Below are 19,573 nucleotides of genomic sequence, written 5' to 3' on the forward strand. Positions count from 1 at the left end.
ACAGGTAATGAATGTCGTGAAGCACTTTCGCATGAAAAAGGACACTTACCTTTTATAATGTGAAAAAATATGTTTAGTCATTGCGAAGGGTGTTTAAAAAAATAGCTACTTTTGGAACAATCATTTATCTATTCATTCACAATAAAACCCAATTGACATGAAAAAAAATCTTTACACGCTTTTCCTTGCCCTAGCAGTTGTAGCGTTTGTTTCAAACGTGCACGCTCAGGTTACGGTTACTTACCAGGTTGACATGACCGGTGCACAGTTAGGTGCAGCAGGTGGCACCTGTGCCGTTGTTCCTTTTGACCCTTCCACAGATGTGGTACAGGCTATGGGAGCTGAATACAACGGATGGAGTGAAGCTGAAAATGTTGCCTGCGGACTTCCTTATACCGCCGATGCAACGATTGACTTCGCACCGATTTCCGCAGGATCAATGATTTACACCCGCACCAAAGAAGTAACACCGGATGCATTGGGTAAACTGACCTGGAAATACCGCATCAATCACAGCTGGGACAATGATGAACTGAGAGGTGTTGGAGATGGTAACCGTCACGCTGCTGTTCCGACAGGCGCTGCTGCAATCACCATCGCCTCAATCTTTAATGATACCACCAATACGGTGACTATCAATTCAGGTATCCACAATCCTAAGCTGGCAGAAGTTCGCCAGGTGTATCCTAACCCGGCCAGCGGCAGCACTGTAGTTTCTTACTACACGCTCAGCAATGACAATGTTACCGTTTACCTCTCCAACATTCTTGGGCAGTCGGTTAAAACCTACTTCAGTGGCAACCAGTATGTTGGTCTGCACAACCTGACCATGGATCTTACCGGTCTTACAGAAGGATTCTACTTTGTAAATGTTAAAGTAGGAAACTCCATTTCTTCGCAAAAGATTACGGTGCTTCAATAAACCGTACTGATCTTTTATAAAAAAACCCACAGCATTGTGGGTTTTTTTTTTCGCTGCGCTGTGCTGAAAAACCTGTCTGATTCAACAGCACACTGATCTTTCGCCTGCACTGCTCGAATTTAATTTCAGTAACTCCCTGCATAGCATTATCTTTAATCATTCGATACAAGTAACCTCACCTGACAAAACACTGCGCATGAAAAAAATTATTACCGGACTGCTCTTTGTCTATCTCTGCTTTATTGCTGTAAATTCTTTTGCACAGGTTATTGTCGCCAATCCGCTCTTTCCTGCCGACAATGCCACCGTCACCCTTACCTACGATGCTGCGCAGGGAAACCAGGCACTGAAAGATTTTAACGGTGATATTTATATCCATACCGGCGTTATTACCAATTACAGCACTTCACCCAGCGACTGGAAGCATGTTGTTACCACCTGGGGAAGCACGAACCCGTTGCATAAGCTTACCTCACTCGGCAACAACCTTTATACTTTTACCATCACGAATATCCGGGCGTATTATAATGTACCGGTCGGAGAAACCATTCTGAAGCTTGCCATGGTTTTCCGTAATGCCGATGGCAGCATCGTAGGCCGTAATGCCGATGGCAGCGATATCTTTTATGATGTATGGGATGGTGTTTCGTTACAGACGGCCTTCCTGGAGCCGGATAACAATCCGGTTTTCCTGAACCTGAATGAGACAGTGCAGACTACGTTTATTGTCTCAAAGCCTGTCACCATTACTTTATTTCAGAACAATAATCTCATAGCTCAGGTTAATAATACCGATTCCATCACGCAAACCATTACTGCTTCCGAAAATGGAAAGACATGGATAAAGGCGATTGCTGATGATGGCATCACGCAGGTGGCCGACTCATTTTATTTTATGGTGAATACACCCGTTACTGTCGCAGATTTGCCTTCAGGCGCACAGGTTGGCATTAACTATCTGAACGACAGCAGCCTGACACTTGTACTCACGGCACCTGACAAATCTTTTGTGTATGCTATCGGAGATTTCAGTAACTGGGAAGCAGATCCAGCCTACTTTATGAATAAAACCACTGACGGCAAATACTGGTGGTTAACAGTTAACAACCTTGTGCCGCAACAGGAATACCTCTACCAGTATCTGGTCGACGGCAATCTTCGTATTGCTGATCCTTATTGTGATAAAATTCTGGACGCGGGGAATGATCCCTATATCAGCGATGCGACCTACCCGGGACTGATTGATTACCCTACCGGGAAGACCAGTGGAATTGTTTCCGTTTTTCAAACAGCGCAAACGCCCTTCAACTGGCAGGTGACCAGTTTCACCAAACCTGACCCTGATAACATGGTGGTATATGAATTACTGGTGCGGGATTTTGTTTCAGCACGCAACTTTGCCGTGCTGAAGGATACCTTAAACTACCTGAAGACATTAGGTGTGAATGTAATTGAACTCATGCCTTTCAGCGAGTTTGAAGGGAATGAAAGCTGGGGATACAATCCTGATTTTTATTTCGCCCCTGATAAATATTATGGCACGAAGAACATGCTGAAAGAATTCATTGATGCGTGTCATCAGCAGGGCATTGCAGTGGTGCAGGATATGGTGCTCAATCACTCTTTCGGGCAATCGCCTATGGTTCAGCTTTACTGGGATGCCGCTTCCAACGGGCCTTCGGCATCCAGCCCATGGTTTAATCCCGATCAGGATTTAACCACAGCAGGTTATCAGGGCAAGCATCCGTTCGGAGTAGGGTTCGATATCAACCATGAAAGTGTTTACACACAGAAATTTGTGGATGATGTATTGGCTTATTGGGTAACGCAGTATAAGATTGACGGCTTCCGTTTTGATTTGTCGAAAGGATTCACCCAAAAATATTCGGGCAACGATGTAGGATTATGGGGGCAATATGATCAGTCGCGTATCAATAACCTGAAAAGAATGATGGATGCCATTAAACTGGTTGATCCGACGGTATTACTCATACTCGAGCACTTTGCTGATCAGAGTGAGGAACAGGTGCTTTCCAATGATGGATTTTACCTATGGTCAAATTCGAACTATGCCTATGCACAATCCGCCATGGGTTATGCAAGCAGCTCCGATGTTTCATGGGTGTCTTACAAGTCACATGGGTTTAGCCTGCCCCATGCAGTAGGCTATATGGAGAGCCATGATGAAGAAAGAATCACTTATAAAACGATTACCTACGGCGCACACACTGCAAGCTATGATGTAAGGCCGCTTGATGAATCACTTAACCGGATGAAAATGGCTGCCTGCTTTTTCTTTACGATTCCCGGACCAAAAATGATCTGGCAATTCGGCGAGTTAGGCTATGACTATTCAATCAACTATTGCCAGAACGGAACCATTAGCTCTGCCTGCCGTGTAGATGCCAAGCCGGTTAAATGGAACTACCTCGATTATAATCCGCGTGTCTGGGTATATAACTTTTACAAGGCGCTGATTGATCTGAAGATGAACTATTCCGTTTTTCAGACAACAGATTTTGTGATGGCTGTTGGTAACCTCAAAAAAAATATTCGCCTGAACAGTCCAACCATGAATGTTTGTGTTGTCGGCAATTTTGATATCAGCGCCGGCAATCAACCACCTAATTTTCAGCATACCGGCTGGTGGTATGAATATTTTACCGGCGACAGTATCAACGTAACCGATTTATCCGCCACACTCTACCTGAACACAGGTGAATACCGGCTCTACACCGACAGCAAACTGGCAGTGCCCGATCTGGGAAATGTGGGTATTGACGGGCTACCGGAGTTACGGTCATTGCAACTTTTTCAAAACACACCCAACCCCTTTGATCAAAACACAGCCATTGAATTTTATGTGCCCAAAGCCGGTAAAACAGTGCTGGAAATTTATGACCTCTATGGTCGCCTGGTAAAAACTGTAGCTGACAAATCGCTGGCAGCCGGCTACTATACGGTTAACATCCCGGGCCCCGATTTTTCCAATGGGATTTACCTCTGCAAACTGACTCAAAATGGCATGACAAAAACCATAAAAATGCAGGTTGCGAAATAGCTGTAGTACCGTAATGTTCGGATGATGTGTATTGCATCTTCTGCTGTTGAATTGATCAGGTTTTTTAAATCACCGTTATGCTTTACGTAACGGGCATTTAATTCATATTGTAATCAATTCCAACGGAAATGATTTGCGGCTATTTCACTAATGCATACATCAACGGATGCACTTCAGTTGCATTCAGCCGATACTCTTGCTCTTGCTATTGCTAACAGCAACGGAACAGGGATCAGAGCAGCACATCAGATCATGAGCACTGTTAAAGCTGAATGCCATTCAGGTATAACAGCTATAAATTTCCATTGGACTTATTGCTTCACAAATTTCCCGGTCATAACTGTATCATCAAACTGAAACTTCAGATAGTATATTCCTGGCGATAATTTACTGATGTCAATAACTCCCGGCAGTTCAGGTGAATAGAGGTTGGGTACGTAAGCATACATGGTTTTGCCTGCCACATCATAAATTACGATTTGGCGGCAGCCTGGCAGCGGCAACCGGTAATTTAAAAGGTCATGCGCCGGACTCGGGTAAACGTCAAGCGCTGGCAGCGTCGTCACCTCGTTTATTCCTGTCATCCAAAAAGAAAAAATGCCCGCCGTGTCCTTGCAATTGTTGTTATCAGTAACCACCACTGTATAAATTCCGCTTGCTACCGGTGTATAGGATTGCGAATCAGCACCGGCTAAAGGTGTAAGCATACCGGGAGAAGTTCCAAACAACCACTGGTAAGAAACATTGTCAACATTGCAGTACAGTGAAACGCCATCGGAAGAGATAGCAGGATGTTCCGGATTGACTGTTACGGTAATGCTGTTGGATACATGCGACATGGCTCCGTTGTAGCTTTCTGTCAGTTGATAGGTGCCGGAGGTTGTCACGGTCAGTGAAGTAGAGGTTGCACCTTCAATCACTGCATTATCCCGTTTCCACTGATAGGAATGACAGGGATAGTTTGTATTTCCTGATAAGGTAACCTGGCCGCCGTTGCAAAAAACAAGGTCACCGGATGCACTTACCACGGGTGACTGTGTGATGGTGCTTACCCGTGCCCAAACCGAATAACTCCTGGCAGGCAAATCAATATACATTTGGTTGCTGCCGCTGACAATGGCAAAAGGATATGATGATCGGCCCAAAATATCTGTCAATGTATCACCGGCCTGCAGGTGATATGGACTGCCGGTATGTAATCCAACATCCGCCTTTAAGGACGACCCTGAAAAATTTATTGCCACCACTACATCTCTGTCAGGCAGGCAGGTATTGCTCATCTCTGTCAACTGGTAAACCAACGTAGTGGATGCACCGCCGCTGATATAATTGACAGCATAGGGTGTATTGAAACGTGTTAGATAGTCAACATCCTGGGCACCCTGAATAAATTTGAGGTTGGTGCTGATCAGTTTGTTGATGTCGCTCGTGTAGGTCGGATGATCCGCGTCGTAATAATCTGCCCAATAAACACAGGGAATGCCTACTGCAGGATTGGTGAGTATATAGGCGTAAGCGAGCAAAGGATCTGTATCCGTTGATTGCGGCTCTTCCCTGAAATCGTGATTGTTTACAAACGTGACAATATTTTTTCGGTAGATCTGCTGACTGTTGTGCATGCCACTTCCGAATACATTTCTCACATCGTATCCAAATGCATCACATGCATCGCGCAGGCTTGACTGCAGGTTAAAATCAAACAGGCTGTAATACATCGCATCCTTGGTATCCTGATCCATATAACTGTAAACGGCATCGAGTCTTGATTTTAACGTTGCTGCATCATAGTCATAGCTCTCGCCGACAATAATGGCAGGATCATCGCTATTGTCGTGCAGGTAATCGAGCAGGTTACCGGTGAATTCCGGAGTAAAATTTTTAACGGCATCAATACGCAATCCCTTCACACCAACATCTTCCATCATCCATTTTGTCCATACCTGCAGCGTGTCAATTGTTGCAGGATAATACTGATCAAGGTCATTGTAAAACAACATGGCATCCCAATCGCCGCAAAGGCAGGTGGCGGCGCCATTGGGTTTAAAATTGAGGTAGTTCATGTCGCCACGCTGACTGGGTGTAGCCGTAAAATTGGTATAGGTCTGATACCTGACCTTGCTTTGCACATCGGAGCCAATGCCGGTTGCAGCAGGAACATACCAGATACCATAAACAAACTGATCGGCATAGTTACCGTCATCATTGGTGACAGAGATATACAGCGTATCACCAGTATGAAAATAATCACTGCCGCCAAGTGTCAGTTCAAATTCATCAGTACCACAGCCGCCCGGATCAACCGTTGCTTTCATATTTCTTCCCAAGGTGATATTGTCATTCTGCTGCCCGCAGTCACCGCCGCCATTGTTCGATGTTTCGGCTAAATCAGGCATATTGGCCCAGCCTTTCTTTTTAGTGTAGAGATAAAACGTATAGGGCTTTCCATAATAATCAGCGCTGCCTGATGCAGAATGAACCTTCAGGTAATAGATGCCCGAATCAAGTCCTGTCGTGCCACCAACAGGCAGAATGCATTTGAATCTGTCGGAAGGATAACAATTGTCGCCGTTGTTGTGCTTGGTGAGATTATAATTTTCAATCCAGCCTTCCACTGCATCATTGTTTTGCAGTTTACCGTTGGCCCTGTGATTATACACCATATCGGCAATTGGTGTAATTCCATACAGGTTCAGTGAATCCATCATCTTGTCTACCCTGATGCGATTTCCGAATGCCGTATTGGCACCATAGGTGCCGCCAAGATTGAAATAGTCATAAATATCATATCCATTGCTATAGGCGCTGTTGCCGGCAAGGCTCATGGGAGGCAGCCAGATGGAGTTATATCCTGTTGCCGAAAGTTGATGAGCCCGCTGCGCAATTGTATCCACCCACCATTTGCCCTGTCCCGTTTTCGGATAATCCCAATACCAGCCTTGCAGCATGATGTCTTGCGCGGATAGCTGTGCCACACAAAAGATACAAATGAATACCGTGAGAACTTTTTTACACATGAGTTGAAACAGGGAATTTATTGGTTTGAAATCTTCCGGTTGTGTTGGTTGAACTCAATGGTAAGCAATCGCTGTTTTCCTGTTACCGGTTCAGGTTATTGAACACATGGCACTTTCTACTGCTGCACCTTGCAAAACTTTTCCTGTAGCAATTGTTACAATCATTCGTCTCAATGCATCATGAAGCTCGGTAATTTTCAGTATTAAATTTTGCAGTGTGATAAACGCTACAGTGTGCATTTATTGAATGCCATTCAGAAAAACCAATCTGATTACCACGACACAGTCAGACGCTCGTTCGTATTGTTCAGCAATACCGTTGGCAACTGTTTTTCAGACTGATTGAACTCAGCTGCAAGCGATGCATTAAGCCTGCTGACTGCAACACGTTTTCCATTTAGCTGCACTTCCTCTTTTATTGCTTCAAATCCATGTAAAACCAGTAACACACTTTTAAAATGTGAACCATAATTTCCTTCGGGAATGCCGAGAACAATCTGCCTTGTAACGGGATCAATTGAAAATGTACGCTTATAGTATCCGCCAGACTCATTAGCATATCCATCACCGGCATCTTCATAGTAATTGAAATGACCGGCAACCGTGCTTTGATAAACATGCAATACCAGCGTATCAGTTGGTTGCCGCGCGGCGGACTGAACAAGCGACTGCGCAGGAATGAAACTTCCCTCTTTCACAAATACAGGTAGCTTGTCAAGTGGCGCATTGCTGAAGAACTCAACCGGACCCGCATATTTTTCACCCGTGTAGAAATCATACCAGTTACCCTTCGGGAGATAAACATTCACAGCACGGGCAGTGCTCTTACAGGGCACAACAAGTACTGCGGGGCCGCACTGAAATTCATTCTCAAATTCATTGTAATAAATTTTTTCATCAAGCGGATAATCGATTGCCAGCGTGCGCTGAACAGGCATGCCGCTGACAGATGCATCATAGAAAGCGCTATAGAGGTAAGGCATCAGCCGGTATCGCAGATCAACATATTTCCTCACGGTTGATTCAATATCCTCACCATAGCTCCAGGGTTCTGAGTCCCGTAATCCAAACATTTTATGACTACGGTAAAACGGGCTGAAAGCAGCCACAGACATCCATCGCGCAAATAATTCAGGTGTTGCTTCCGAAGTAAATCCGCTAACGTCAGCGCCGGCGAAGGCAATGCCGCTTACGCCCAGCGAGCTAACCATGCGTACCGCCAGCAGCATGTGATCGTCGCTGCCCACATTGTCGCCGGTCCAGATTGCTGAATAACGTTGCAGGCCTGCAAAGCCGGCACGGGTAAGTACAAAAGGACGTCTGCCATTCAACAGGCTTTTGGTTCCTTCAAAAGTGGCGCGCGTCATTTCCAATGCATAAATATTGTGCGCCATCTTATGTGTGATCGGTTGACCATCGCCTTCGAACTGAATATTGTCGGGTACTTTCTGGCCCCAGGTGGCAAATTCATTCATATCGCACCAGAAGCCATCAATACCCTGCTCTATATTTTGCTGAAATAATTTTCCCCACCAGATCCGCGCGGCAGGGCTGGTATAATCGGTAAAGGCACACCATCCCGGCCAAACCTGCCCGTGGTAAACCGTGCCGTCCGGATACTTCACAAAATGATTATTCTTTAAACCGTCTTCATACGCAGCATATCCGTCTTCCACTTTGATACCCGGATCAATGATCACCACGTTCTTGAAACCAAGCTGATCCATGCGGGAGAGCATGCCCTTCGGGTCGGGAAAACGGTTAGCGTCCCAGGTAAAAACTTTGTACTGATCCATGTAATGAATATCAAACCATATTACATCACACGGTATCTGTTTGTCACGAAATGTCTGCGCCAGTGTCAGCACTTCACTCTGCGGGTAATAGCTCCAGCGGCATTGCTGAAAGCCCAGCGACCATTTCGGCGGCAATGGCATTCTGCCGGTAAGCCATGTATAGGATTCAATTATTTTGGGAACACTATTGTGATAGATGAGGAAGTAATTCAGATCGCCTGCTTCACAGGTAAAATAAGCATTGCGCTCCTGAGATGCGCCAAAATTGAAATGTGTCTTTGATGAGTTATCGAGAAAAATGCCATAGAATAAAGAGTCATGCATGCCTATATAAAAGGGGATCGTGGAGTATAATGGATCAGCCGAAAGAATGTAACCCGGCACATCAGCATTCCAATGCACATAACCGCTCCCGCGCCGGTTGAGTCCGCCGGTTTTCTCTCCCAGACCAATGAATTTTTCGCCCGGAAACAACTTTTTATAGGCAGTGATCTCATCTCCGATCCACGATGTGCCGAATGCTTCATCATCACCATTCACCAGTTTTCCGCTCTTATTGTAGAGTGCAATGCGAACCGGATTTTTGGTGATGGTTAAGATCATTGAATCTGTGATCACCTTTATCTGCGATTTTTCATCACTCAATGAAAATTTCACGGCGGCATCCGGCACAGCGGTGACCGCATAGGAGAAATCATTAAAGGCCGCATTCTTCGTCACGTCAATTTTCATGATGCTGGCTGTATAAACGGTCACTTTCAGGTTACCGTAATCTGTTTGCAGGGAGATGCCGTTGCTCGTCCGCTTCATCGATTTCATATTGCCCATGCTACGGCTCAGCGACTGAGCCTGCAGTTGAAGAATTAAAGCAATGAGCAGAAAAGACAACATGATTTTTTTCATAACGCAGCGAGGTGATGAGTTTTGCAAGTGTAATCTGACAAACCTACCTAATTGCAGATTATTTATCAAACCCTGCTGACTTACCGTTTATATGGTCGCATACAGCCTTTATGTTATATAAACCCCGGTATGGCAGTAGTACTTCATCAATATGCAGGAATCAGTCAACCGCATGGTAAAAAATATGACACAACTCATATTTCCAGACAGTATCACCCATGCAAAAAACCTCCTTCAGTCATTGGAATTAACAGCTGTAAAATGCGTCCTGCATACTGCTGTGCCAGCCTGTGATTTTTGGAATATTTTGCAATGAATGGTAAACATCCGTTTCATTAAATCCTTATTATTGTACCGTCTAAAAAAAATAAATCCAACCTGCTCATGAAAAAATTATTTACAAGCATTCCTTTACTGATTGCCTTTTTTGTAAGCCTCTGCCCGCTTGGCGTGCTTGCACAAAATGGCTCTGTTAAGGGAAAGGTGATTGATGAAAAATCCGAGCCTGTTTCTTATGCCACTGTACAACTAAAAGGTACTGCTTATGGCGCCAATACGGATGATGACGGAATGTATGAGATCAGTAACGTACCGATTGGTTCTTACACGCTCGAGATCAGCTATGTCGGATATTCCACCTTCGACCAGGCTGTTCAGGTTACTGCCGGCAGCACGGTGCTGAACATTCAGCTAAAAACGGATTACCTCTCGCTCAATGAGGTAGTGGTGGTAGGTTACGGTACCAAACAGGTGAAAGACCTGACAGGCTCCGTTACTTCTGTTTCAGCCAAAGATTTTGATAAAGGTGCTGTTGCTTCACCGGAACAACTCATCACCGGAAAAGTGGCAGGCATCCAGATCACCTCCAGCGGTGGTGCACCGGGCGCCAGCAGCACTATCAAGGTAAGGGGCGGGTCTTCTTTGAATGCCAGCAACGATCCGCTGATTGTGATTGATGGTGTACCTGTTGACAACAATGGCGTTTCGGGTTCGGCCAATGCACTGAATCTTATTAATCCCAACGATATTGAAAATATCACGGTGCTGAAAGATGCTTCGGCTGCTGCCATCTATGGATCCAGAGCTGCCAATGGTGTAATTATCATCACCACCAAAAAAGGCTCAGGTAATGCTAAGCTCGGTGTGGAGTATAATTCTACCACTTCTTTGTCGGCCATCTCTGAATACGTAAATTCCGAAACTGCTGATGGCTTACGTGCACTCATTGACTCTGCCGGAAACTCCAAGCAAAAAGCACTGGTAGGAACGAGCACTACCGATTGGCAGAAAGAGATCTATCGCGCTCCGGTTAGCATGGATAATAATCTGTCATTTTATGGCGGAATCAAAAACCTCCCCTACCGCTTTACTATTGGCTATCTGAACAGCCAGGGTATTTTAAAACGTTCGGAGTTGGAAAGAACCAGTTTGGGACTTAACATGTCACCCTCTTTCCTCGACGACTACCTGAAGGTGGAGCTTAACGCCAAATTTGCATACACCTATAATTTCTTTGCTAACCAGAATGCCATCGGTTCAGCAGTGCAGTTCGATCCTACTCAAAGCATCTATTCCGGCAATGATACCTATGGTGGCTATTTTGAATGGCTTGATGCAGCAGGTAAACCAAATACCTTAGCCCCGAAAAATCCCTTAGGGCTGATTTATCAGAAAGATGACAAGAGTAATGTTTACCGTTTCCTCGGTAATGCAAGATTTGAATATAAGATGCATTTCCTTCCCGAGTTGAAGGCTAGCCTCAACCTCGGTACCGATATTTCGCGCAGCAACGGAACAGTGTATGTTCCATATGAGGCAGCTTCCGATTTCACCCGTAAAGGTGTCAACACCCAATACGATCAGAAGAAAGACAATAAGTTGCTTGAATTCTATCTTAACTACAATAAAGATCTTGATGGCATACACAGCAAGATTGATGTAACAGGTGGTTATTCCTACCAGGATTGGCTTCGTGCAAGTCCTATCACACCCTTTGTTGATTCAGCCGGTGTTGAACACGGCTACCCGGATGTGAATGCTTTGGGTGATACCATAGCGGTGGGTGGTGTTCCTTTCAAAACACAAAACACGCTTATTTCCTTCTATGGAAGGTTAAATTACACTTTCATGGATCGTTACCTGCTTACTGCAACCTTGCGCGATGATGGTTCTTCCCGTTTCGGCCCTGATAACCGATGGGGTTTGTTTCCATCTGTAGCACTCGCCTGGCGCATCAGTGATGAATCATTCCTGAAAAACGTAGAAGCCATCTCGAACCTTAAGATAAGACTCGGATACGGTGTAACCGGACAGCAGGATCTGCCGCCAACGCTTTCTGACTACCCATATATTGCCAACTATCAGCCCGGTGAAAGCACCGCACAGTATCAGTTTGGAAATGAATTTTATCCGGTGCTGCGGCCTGACGGGTATGATGCCAATATCAAATGGGAGGAAACAGCCACGTACAACGTTGGCCTCGACTTCGGCTTCGCAAACGGAAGAATCAGCGGTACACTTGATTTCTATAAGAAACTCACCACAGATCTGCTGGCCGTTATTCCGGTAGCAGCCGGTACCAACTTCACCAATAATATTCTCACGAATGTGGGCAGCCTGGAAAATCAGGGCGTAGAAGTTACACTCGACCTGGTACTTGTTGACAATACCAATTTTACCTGGGAACTCGGAGGCAACGTAACGTATAATCACAATGAGATTACCAAACTCACCAAGGTGCAGGATCCCGATGACGTTGGAATTCTTGTTGGCAATATCTCCGGCGGTGTAGGCAATACCATTCAGGTACATACGGTGGGCTACCCGACCAATTCATTTTATGTTTACCAGCAAATCTATGATTCCGTGGAAACCGACAAACCACTGGAAGGGCAGTATGCGGATCTGAATGGCGACGGCAAGATCACCCCGGATGACCGTTATCGTTATGAGAAGCCGGCACCGGATGTATTTGCAGGATTGTATTCGAATTTCACTTACAAAAACTGGTTCGCCGGGTTCGCCATGCGGGGCAGCTTTGGCAACTTCATGTATAATAACGTGAGTTCACAATATGCCAACTTCCAGAATATTGATGGTTCAAAAAATTACCTGAGCAATCTAACTACGGATTACTACAGCACAGAGTTTGTTAAGCCGCAGTACCTGTCAGACTATTATGTAACAGATGCATCATTTATCCGCATGGATAACATCAATATAGGTTACAATTTCAGGGATATCATGAACGGCAAGACATCCCTGAAGGTCTCCGCCATTGTTCAGAATGTTTTTGTAATTTCGGATTATACGGGGCTTGATCCTGAAATTTCGGGAGGAATAGATAACAACATTTACCCGCGCCCCAGGATTTTCTCCATTAACTTAAGCCTTAACCTTTAAAACCTGAAGTGATGAAAACTACATTAGCTAAATTATCCATCTTTGTTTCCATAATTGTGCTTTCACTTACTTCATGTCTGAAAGACCTTGATCGCACACCTTTTTACGGATTAAACACCGAGTCGGTGTATGCTGATCCGGATAACTATATCGAAGTGCTGGCCAAGCTGTACGCAGGTTTCAGCACTACCGGTAATAAAGGACCCGACGGAAAACCTGACATCAGCGGTATAGATGAAGGATTTTCTAACTACGTTCGTGTATACTGGAACCTGCAGGAGCTGCCAACTGATGAAGCGGTTTGCGGATGGAGCGATCCGGGCATACCTGAGTTGCATGAGATGTCATGGTCTTCCGATAATGCATGGGTAAAAGGCATGTATTACCGTTTCTATTTCCAGATTCCGCTGTGTAATGAGTTTATCCGCGAATCGTCGGATGAAAAATTAAACGATCGTGGTTTTTCTGCTGATGATATCAATAAAATCAAAGGCTACCGGTATGAAGCACGTTTTCTTCGGGCACTTACCTATTATCATGCAATGGATATGTTCGGCAATGTTCCCTTTGTAACGGAAGATGATGCAACAGGTTCCTTTTTCCCTGAGCAGATCTCCCGGGCCGACCTGTTTCAATATATTGAAAAGGAATTGAAGGATATCGAAGGCCTTTTACCCAATCCTGATCAGGCTGAGTATGCGAGGGTGAATAATGCTGTTGCCTGGACCTTGCTGGCCAAGATGTACCTTAATGCTGAAGTATATACCGGCACACCAAGGTATAATGACTGCATCACCTACTGCGATAAAGTATTGAATGCCGGCTATACGCTTCAGCCGAAATACACGGATCTTTTCCTGGCCGACAACAACCTCTCCAGTGAAATTATTTTCCCGATCACCAGTGATGGTAACTTCACAAAATCATGGGGTGCAACAACCTTCCTGGTACATGCACCTGTAGGTGGCAAAATGAAACCCCTTGAATTTGGTATTTCCGGCGGATGGGGCGGTTATCGTGCCACTTCCGCATTTGTGAATCAGTTTCCCGATACACTTGACGGCCGCTACCTGTTCTTTACTGACGGACAGAATCTGAGTGTGAATGATACGGTGAACGGAGTGATAAAACTATCAACCACCTTTACAGATGGTTATGCCATTGCCAAATGGAGGAATGTAACTTCCGCCGGGGTGATCGGTTCTGATCCGAATGGTACGTTTGTGGATACTGATTTTCCCATGTTCCGCCTGGCTGACGTTTACCTGATGTATGCCGAAGCAGTGGCCCGTGGCGGTTCCGGCGATCAGGCTAAAGCAGTTAACCTGATCAATGATCTGCGTGTGAGAGCCTACGGCAACAGTGAACACAATGTGTCATCCATTGACCTTGATCTTATTTTTACTGAGCGTTCAAGAGAATTATATTGGGAAGGAACACGCCGTACTGACCTCATCCGCTTCAAGAAATTCAGTGGTGGCGACTACCTGTGGCCATGGAAAGGAAATGTTGAAAACGGAACATCCGTACCGGCTTACCTCGATCTGTACCCGATTCCTGCTTCCGATATCATCGCCAATACGAATCTTAAGCAGAATGAAGGATATTAATTCATAACAGCGTTACTGAAAGAGCCGGCATGAACAGCCGGCTCTTTTTTTTGCCTGCATCACTCCATCGTCTTCCGCTTTAGTACCGATGATGCCTGATGGGCGGCACATTCATCAGCAGTCAAGTGTAACACTTCGAATGGGTTTGCTCACAGATGAAAAGCTTCACCTGTTGTTTACAGAATTTGATTACCATCCGTATTAATTATATTAACTCCGTTTCACTTGAGTCGGTAACTTTACTTTCTATTAACGAAATAACTTATGAACCCTCTTCTGCAGTTACTTCTTCCCGTTGGCTTAATTGTTTCATTGCTGATGCCGGTCGCGACACATCAACCAACACCGCCTGCAACTAACAAAAGCAAAACCGATATGATACTCGGTGCTGACATTTCCTTTCTGCCGGAGTTAGAAGCAAAGGGCATAAAGTTTACCGTAGATGGGAAGCAGGATGACGCCATCATGATATTAAAGAAATATGGTTTTAACTACATCAGGTTACGGCTCTTTGCAGACCCGCAAGCCGACAGTGGTTATTCAAAGGAAGGATATTGCGGATTGCCGCAAACCATCGTTATGGCAAAAAGAATCAAACAGGCAGGGATGAAATGGCTGCTTGATTTTCACTACAGCGATAACTGGGCTGATCCGCAAAAGCAGTTCAAACCTGATGCATGGAAGCACCTACCCTTCCCCCAACTAACACAAACTGTGCATGATTATACATTCAATGTGATGACTGTACTGTCCGAAGAAGGGGTTTTGCCGGATATGGTGCAAATAGGAAATGAAATCAATCATGGTATGCTGTGGCCCGAAGGCAGTTTTGAACATCCCGACAGTCTTGCACTTTTAATTAAGGCTGGAATCGCAGGCGTGAAGGAAGTGGCTCCATCCGTCAAAATTATGCTGCACATTGCGCTGGGTGGACAAAATAAGGAATCGATCCAATGGCTGGATGCCATGACGGAGAGAGGTATTCAGTTTGACATAATCGGGGAATCTTACTATCCGCAATGGCATGGCACCATAGCGGAATTGCAGCAAAACCTGAACGATCTTTCCAGCCGTTATAAACAGGATGTATTAGTGGCGGAATACACACAGCACAAAACAGAAGTGAATGATATTGCATTTAATCTGCCGGATGGAGAGATGAAGGGCACCTTTATCTGGGAACCCTTAAATACCTGGGAATTTATTTTTGATAAACAGGGCAATGCGATTGATTCATTGTTAAACCTTTACCCTGTAATCGCAAAAAAATACAAAGTGCGGTAAACAGATCGCACGATTTAACTTCCTTCACACTCCTTCATCTGATACAAAATGATGATCAAAAAATGCTGCTTCATCCTGTTGTTCACGCTCTGCATCCTGCATACGAATGCACAGCAACAAAGCCGGTCGGTGAAAAATTTTGGCGACGACTGGCGATTTTTTTTAGGCGACGAAACCACAGCATGGCATTTGAATTACGCTGATGCTTCCTGGCGACTGTTAAACCTGCCACATGACTGGAGCATTGAAGCATCCTTCTCCGCCAGCCATCCTGCCGGTATTGGTGGCGGAGCGCTTCCCGGAGGTGTTGGATGGTACAGGAAATCATTCCTGGTAAGCAGTGATCTGAAAAGCAAAAATGTACAGATTGATTTTGACGGTGTGTACCGTTTAAGTGAAGTGTGGATCAATGGCCACCTGCTTGGCAAAAGGCCCAATGGCTATATCTCTTTCCGTTATGATCTTACACCATACCTCCACTACGGTGAACAGAAGAATGTGATTGCCGTAAGAGTGGAAAACGGACAACAACCCAATTCGCGATGGTATTCAGGATCCGGCATCTACCGTAATGTATGGCTGATCACCACCAATGATCTTTTCGTAGATCAATGGGGAACGTATATCACCACGCCTGAAATAACTGCATCAGCTGCCAAAATAACGATCAACATCACGGTGAAGAATGCCGGGAAAAAGAAAGCTGCTACGATCGTAAAAACTTCTTTGTATGATCCGCAGTCGGTATTGGCAGCCACCATTGCTTCACCGTTATCCGTTAATCCCGGAGTTAACAAGATCGTTGTTCAGTCATTGCAGGTAAACAATCCATTATTATGGTCTGTCAGTCATCCACAATTGTATAAAGCAGTCACCCAAATTATCGTCAATGATATTATAACGGATGAATATGTCACACCATTCGGTATCCGGTATTTTAACTTCGATGCAGGCAAAGGATTTTTTCTGAATGGCGAACACCTGAAGATCAATGGAGTCTGCCAGCATCACGACCTTGGTGCACTTGGCGCAGCCGTCAATACAAGGGCCATTGAACGGCAGCTCATCATATTAAAAACCATGGGCTGCAATGCAATTCGTACCGCTCATAATCCGCCTGCACCTGAATTACTGGACCTCTGCGATCAAATGGGTTTCCTGGTTATGGATGAGGCATTCGATATGTGGAAACGACCCAAAACGACATTCGACTATCACCTGTTCTGGGATGAATGGCATGAAAAAGATTTGAAAGACCAGTTATTGCGCGACCGGAATCACCCGTCGATAATCGCATGGAGCGTGGGTAATGAAATTCCTGAGCAATCTGCCTATGACTGGAAACCCGGAGTACCCAAAGAACAGTTGAAGAAAGACAGCACAGGCATAACCATTTCGAGGGAACTTACCGCCATTGTTAAATCGCTTGATCCAACACGCCCTGTCACTTCCGCAAATGATCACACAGATACTTCCAACCTGCTATTGCAATCCGGTGCTTATGACCTGATCTGCTATAACTACCGTCATGCACAATGGGCCGGTGCACAGGATCGCTGGGGAATGAAATCATTTCTCGCAACCGAGTCAGCATCTGCATTTGAATCGCGTGGCTATTATGAAATGCCCTCCGACAGTATCCGCCGGTGGCCCGAAGACTGGAACAAACCATTCACCGGAGGAAACCCTGAACACCGTTGTTCTTCCTACGACAATTGCTGCGCCTCCTGGGGTTCTACACATGAAGAATCACTGAAAGAATATCTGAAATATGATTTCATCGCCGGCATTTTCATCTGGACAGGCTTCGACTATTTGGGTGAACCGACACCATACGGTTGGCCTTCACGCAGTTCATATTTTGGAGTGATTGATCTGGCAGGATTTCCAAAAGATGCCTTTTATCTCTATCAGAGCCTATGGACTGACCAACCGGTATTACACCTGTTGCCGCACTGGAACTGGAAGGCAGGCGAGGTGATTGATGTATGGGCTTATTACAGCAAGGCTGACGAAGTGGAACTGTACCTGAATGGTAAATCACTGGGAAAGAAAAGCAGGAACGGTGACACACTCCATGTACAATGGCGCGTGCCGTTTGAAGCAGGCACCTTAAAAGCCGTGTCAAGGAAGAATGGTGCGATCGTATTAAGTGAAGAAGTGAAAACTGCCGGCATAGCGGCAAAAATTACATTGACGGCTGACAGAAACAGGATTACTGCTGACGGCCAGGATCTTTCATTCGTAACCGCTGAGATCACGGATATGAATGGCAACAGGGTTCCCCTTGCCAGTAATGAAGTGTCTTTCCGTATCAGTGGTGAAGGATTTGTTGCAGGCGTTGACAATGGCAGCGAAACAAGTATGGAACCATTCAAAGCGGAGAAACGGAAAGCGTATGATGCAAAATGCCTGGCCATCATTCAGGCAACTAAGAATGCCGGCAGCATTCAACTCACAGCCTCTTCACCGGGCCTTGAAAGCGCTTCACTGATGCTTGAATCGCGGTGATGTTTACAAGGGTATTGTTCAATCCTCTGCATTAAGAAACTTAAAAACAGTAGTTGACCGGTAGACTTCTCCGGGCTTTAATATAGTGCCCGCAAAATTCGGATGATTGGGTGCATCGGGAAAGAAACCGGTTTCCAGCGCAATGGCACCATGCTTTTCAAATGGTATCTCATCATCATTGCGCAGTTGACCATTCCAGAAATTCGCCGTGTAGATATGTATGCCGGGCTGATCTGTCAACACCTTCATTTTTCTTCCCGAAATATTTTCAGTTAATTCAGCTGCCGGTATCAAGCTTCCATTGTAGTTACGGATTACAAATGTATGATCAATGCCATTTTCATCACGCAATAAACGCAGGCCTTCGCCAATTTCCTTCGCTGTGCCAAAATCCAGTGCTCCATCCTGTAATGCCTGCAATACTCCTGTTGGAACCTGATGCTTGTCGCGCTGTAAACAAAATGCTGCATTGAGCTTCAGCAGGTGACGGTGTATAGTAAGCGATTGAAATGCCGACAGGTTGAAATAGGCATGATTGGTCAGATTTACAATCGTAGCCTTATCAGTAGTGGCCGTGTATTGCAGGTGCAGTTCATTCGCAGTGGTTAGCGTAAAGGCGGCTGTTACCTGCAATGTACCGGGATAGCCTTCTTCACCATTTTTGGAAACATATCCAAAACGCACACCTATCCTGTCTTCTTCTTCAATAGTGTTGATCACGTGCCAGGCCTTTTTATCAAAGCCGTAATGACCACCATGCAGATGATTGGGCGGTTCATTTACAGAAAGCTGATACGTTCTCCCGTCAATAGCAAACTTTCCGCCTGCAATCCTGTTGGCAAACCGGCCGATTGTGCAACCGAGGTATGGATGAGGTTGCATATATTTTTCAGTGGAGTGAAAACCCGCCACCACATTTTGCCGGACTCCCAAACGGTCAGGCACCTCAACAGACATGATGGTGGCGCCGTAGCTCAGTATATCAACTTTCATCCAGCCATTACTCAGCTGAAACTGAAAAATTTTTTCATCATGAAAATTGCCTGCCGATATTTTGGAGAGTTGCAATG

9 protein-coding genes are annotated in these 19,573 nt (G+C 45.3%); 6 read left to right on the forward strand and 3 right to left on the reverse strand.

All coding sequences use genetic code 11. The features are described 5' to 3' along the window. Positions 1-157 precede the first annotated feature (157 nt). The gene (locus K1X61_01005; protein ID MBX7107201.1) at positions 158-922 is read left to right on the forward strand and encodes a T9SS type A sorting domain-containing protein; all 765 of its coding nucleotides are present in this window, start codon (positions 158-160) and stop codon (positions 920-922) included. 196 nt (positions 923-1,118) lie between these two features. After that, a complete protein-coding gene (locus tag K1X61_01010) occupies positions 1,119-3,983 on the forward strand; it encodes a T9SS type A sorting domain-containing protein (GenBank protein MBX7107202.1) in 2,865 nt (954 codons plus the stop codon). A gap of 311 nt (positions 3,984-4,294) precedes the next feature. Here K1X61_01010 and K1X61_01015 read toward each other — a convergent pair whose 3' ends face one another. Both K1X61_01015 and K1X61_01020 read right to left on the reverse strand, forming a co-directional pair. Then, positions 4,295-6,997, reverse strand: a complete 2,703-nt coding sequence (locus K1X61_01015; GenBank protein MBX7107203.1) for a T9SS type A sorting domain-containing protein — start codon at positions 6,995-6,997, stop codon at positions 4,295-4,297. A 272-nt stretch (positions 6,998-7,269) separates the two neighbouring features. Further along, a complete protein-coding gene (locus tag K1X61_01020; protein ID MBX7107204.1) occupies positions 7,270-9,696 on the reverse strand; it encodes a glycoside hydrolase family 31 protein in 2,427 nt (808 codons plus the stop codon). A gap of 384 nt (positions 9,697-10,080) precedes the next feature. On the opposite strand from K1X61_01020, the gene K1X61_01025 reads away from it, so the two are divergent. From K1X61_01025 to K1X61_01040, 4 genes are all read left to right on the forward strand, one after another. After that, positions 10,081-13,098: a SusC/RagA family TonB-linked outer membrane protein gene (locus K1X61_01025; GenBank protein MBX7107205.1), complete on the forward strand. Its 3,018-nt coding sequence runs from the start codon at positions 10,081-10,083 to the stop codon at positions 13,096-13,098. A gap of 11 nt (positions 13,099-13,109) precedes the next feature. Next, positions 13,110-14,708: a RagB/SusD family nutrient uptake outer membrane protein gene (locus K1X61_01030; protein MBX7107206.1), complete on the forward strand. Its 1,599-nt coding sequence runs from the start codon at positions 13,110-13,112 to the stop codon at positions 14,706-14,708. A 264-nt stretch (positions 14,709-14,972) separates the two neighbouring features. Then, positions 14,973-15,992, forward strand: a complete 1,020-nt coding sequence (locus tag K1X61_01035; protein MBX7107207.1) for an arabinogalactan endo-1,4-beta-galactosidase — start codon at positions 14,973-14,975, stop codon at positions 15,990-15,992. Positions 15,993-16,043: 51 nt separating this feature from the next. After that, positions 16,044-18,503 (forward strand): DUF4982 domain-containing protein, encoded by a 2,460-nt coding sequence (locus tag K1X61_01040; GenBank protein MBX7107208.1) that lies wholly within the window; start codon positions 16,044-16,046, stop codon positions 18,501-18,503. Positions 18,504-18,521: 18 nt separating this feature from the next. Here K1X61_01040 and K1X61_01045 read toward each other — a convergent pair whose 3' ends face one another. Beyond that, positions 18,522-19,571 carry a galactose mutarotase gene (locus K1X61_01045; GenBank protein MBX7107209.1) on the reverse strand — a complete coding sequence of 350 codons (1,050 nt, stop codon included), beginning with the start codon at positions 19,569-19,571 and terminating at the stop codon, positions 18,522-18,524. Positions 19,572-19,573 lie beyond the last annotated feature (2 nt).

Source organism: Chitinophagales bacterium (assembly GCA_019694975.1).
Lineage (GTDB): Bacteria > Bacteroidota > Bacteroidia > Chitinophagales > UBA10324 > JACCZZ01.

Bases quoted from the DNA above. Each gene is read 5' to 3' on its own strand.
- K1X61_01005 (MBX7107201.1), top strand. From the start codon at position 158: ATGAAAAAAAATCTTTACACGCTTTTCCTTGCCCTAGCAGTTGTAGCG.
- K1X61_01010 (MBX7107202.1), top strand. From the start codon at position 1,119: ATGAAAAAAATTATTACCGGACTGCTCTTTGTCTATCTCTGCTTTATT.
- K1X61_01015 (MBX7107203.1), bottom strand. From the start codon at position 6,997: ATGTGTAAAAAAGTTCTCACGGTATTCATTTGTATCTTTTGTGTGGCA.
- K1X61_01020 (MBX7107204.1), bottom strand. From the start codon at position 9,696: ATGAAAAAAATCATGTTGTCTTTTCTGCTCATTGCTTTAATTCTTCAA.
- K1X61_01025 (MBX7107205.1), top strand. From the start codon at position 10,081: ATGAAAAAATTATTTACAAGCATTCCTTTACTGATTGCCTTTTTTGTA.
- K1X61_01030 (MBX7107206.1), top strand. From the start codon at position 13,110: ATGAAAACTACATTAGCTAAATTATCCATCTTTGTTTCCATAATTGTG.
- K1X61_01035 (MBX7107207.1), top strand. From the start codon at position 14,973: ATGAACCCTCTTCTGCAGTTACTTCTTCCCGTTGGCTTAATTGTTTCA.
- K1X61_01040 (MBX7107208.1), top strand. From the start codon at position 16,044: ATGATCAAAAAATGCTGCTTCATCCTGTTGTTCACGCTCTGCATCCTG.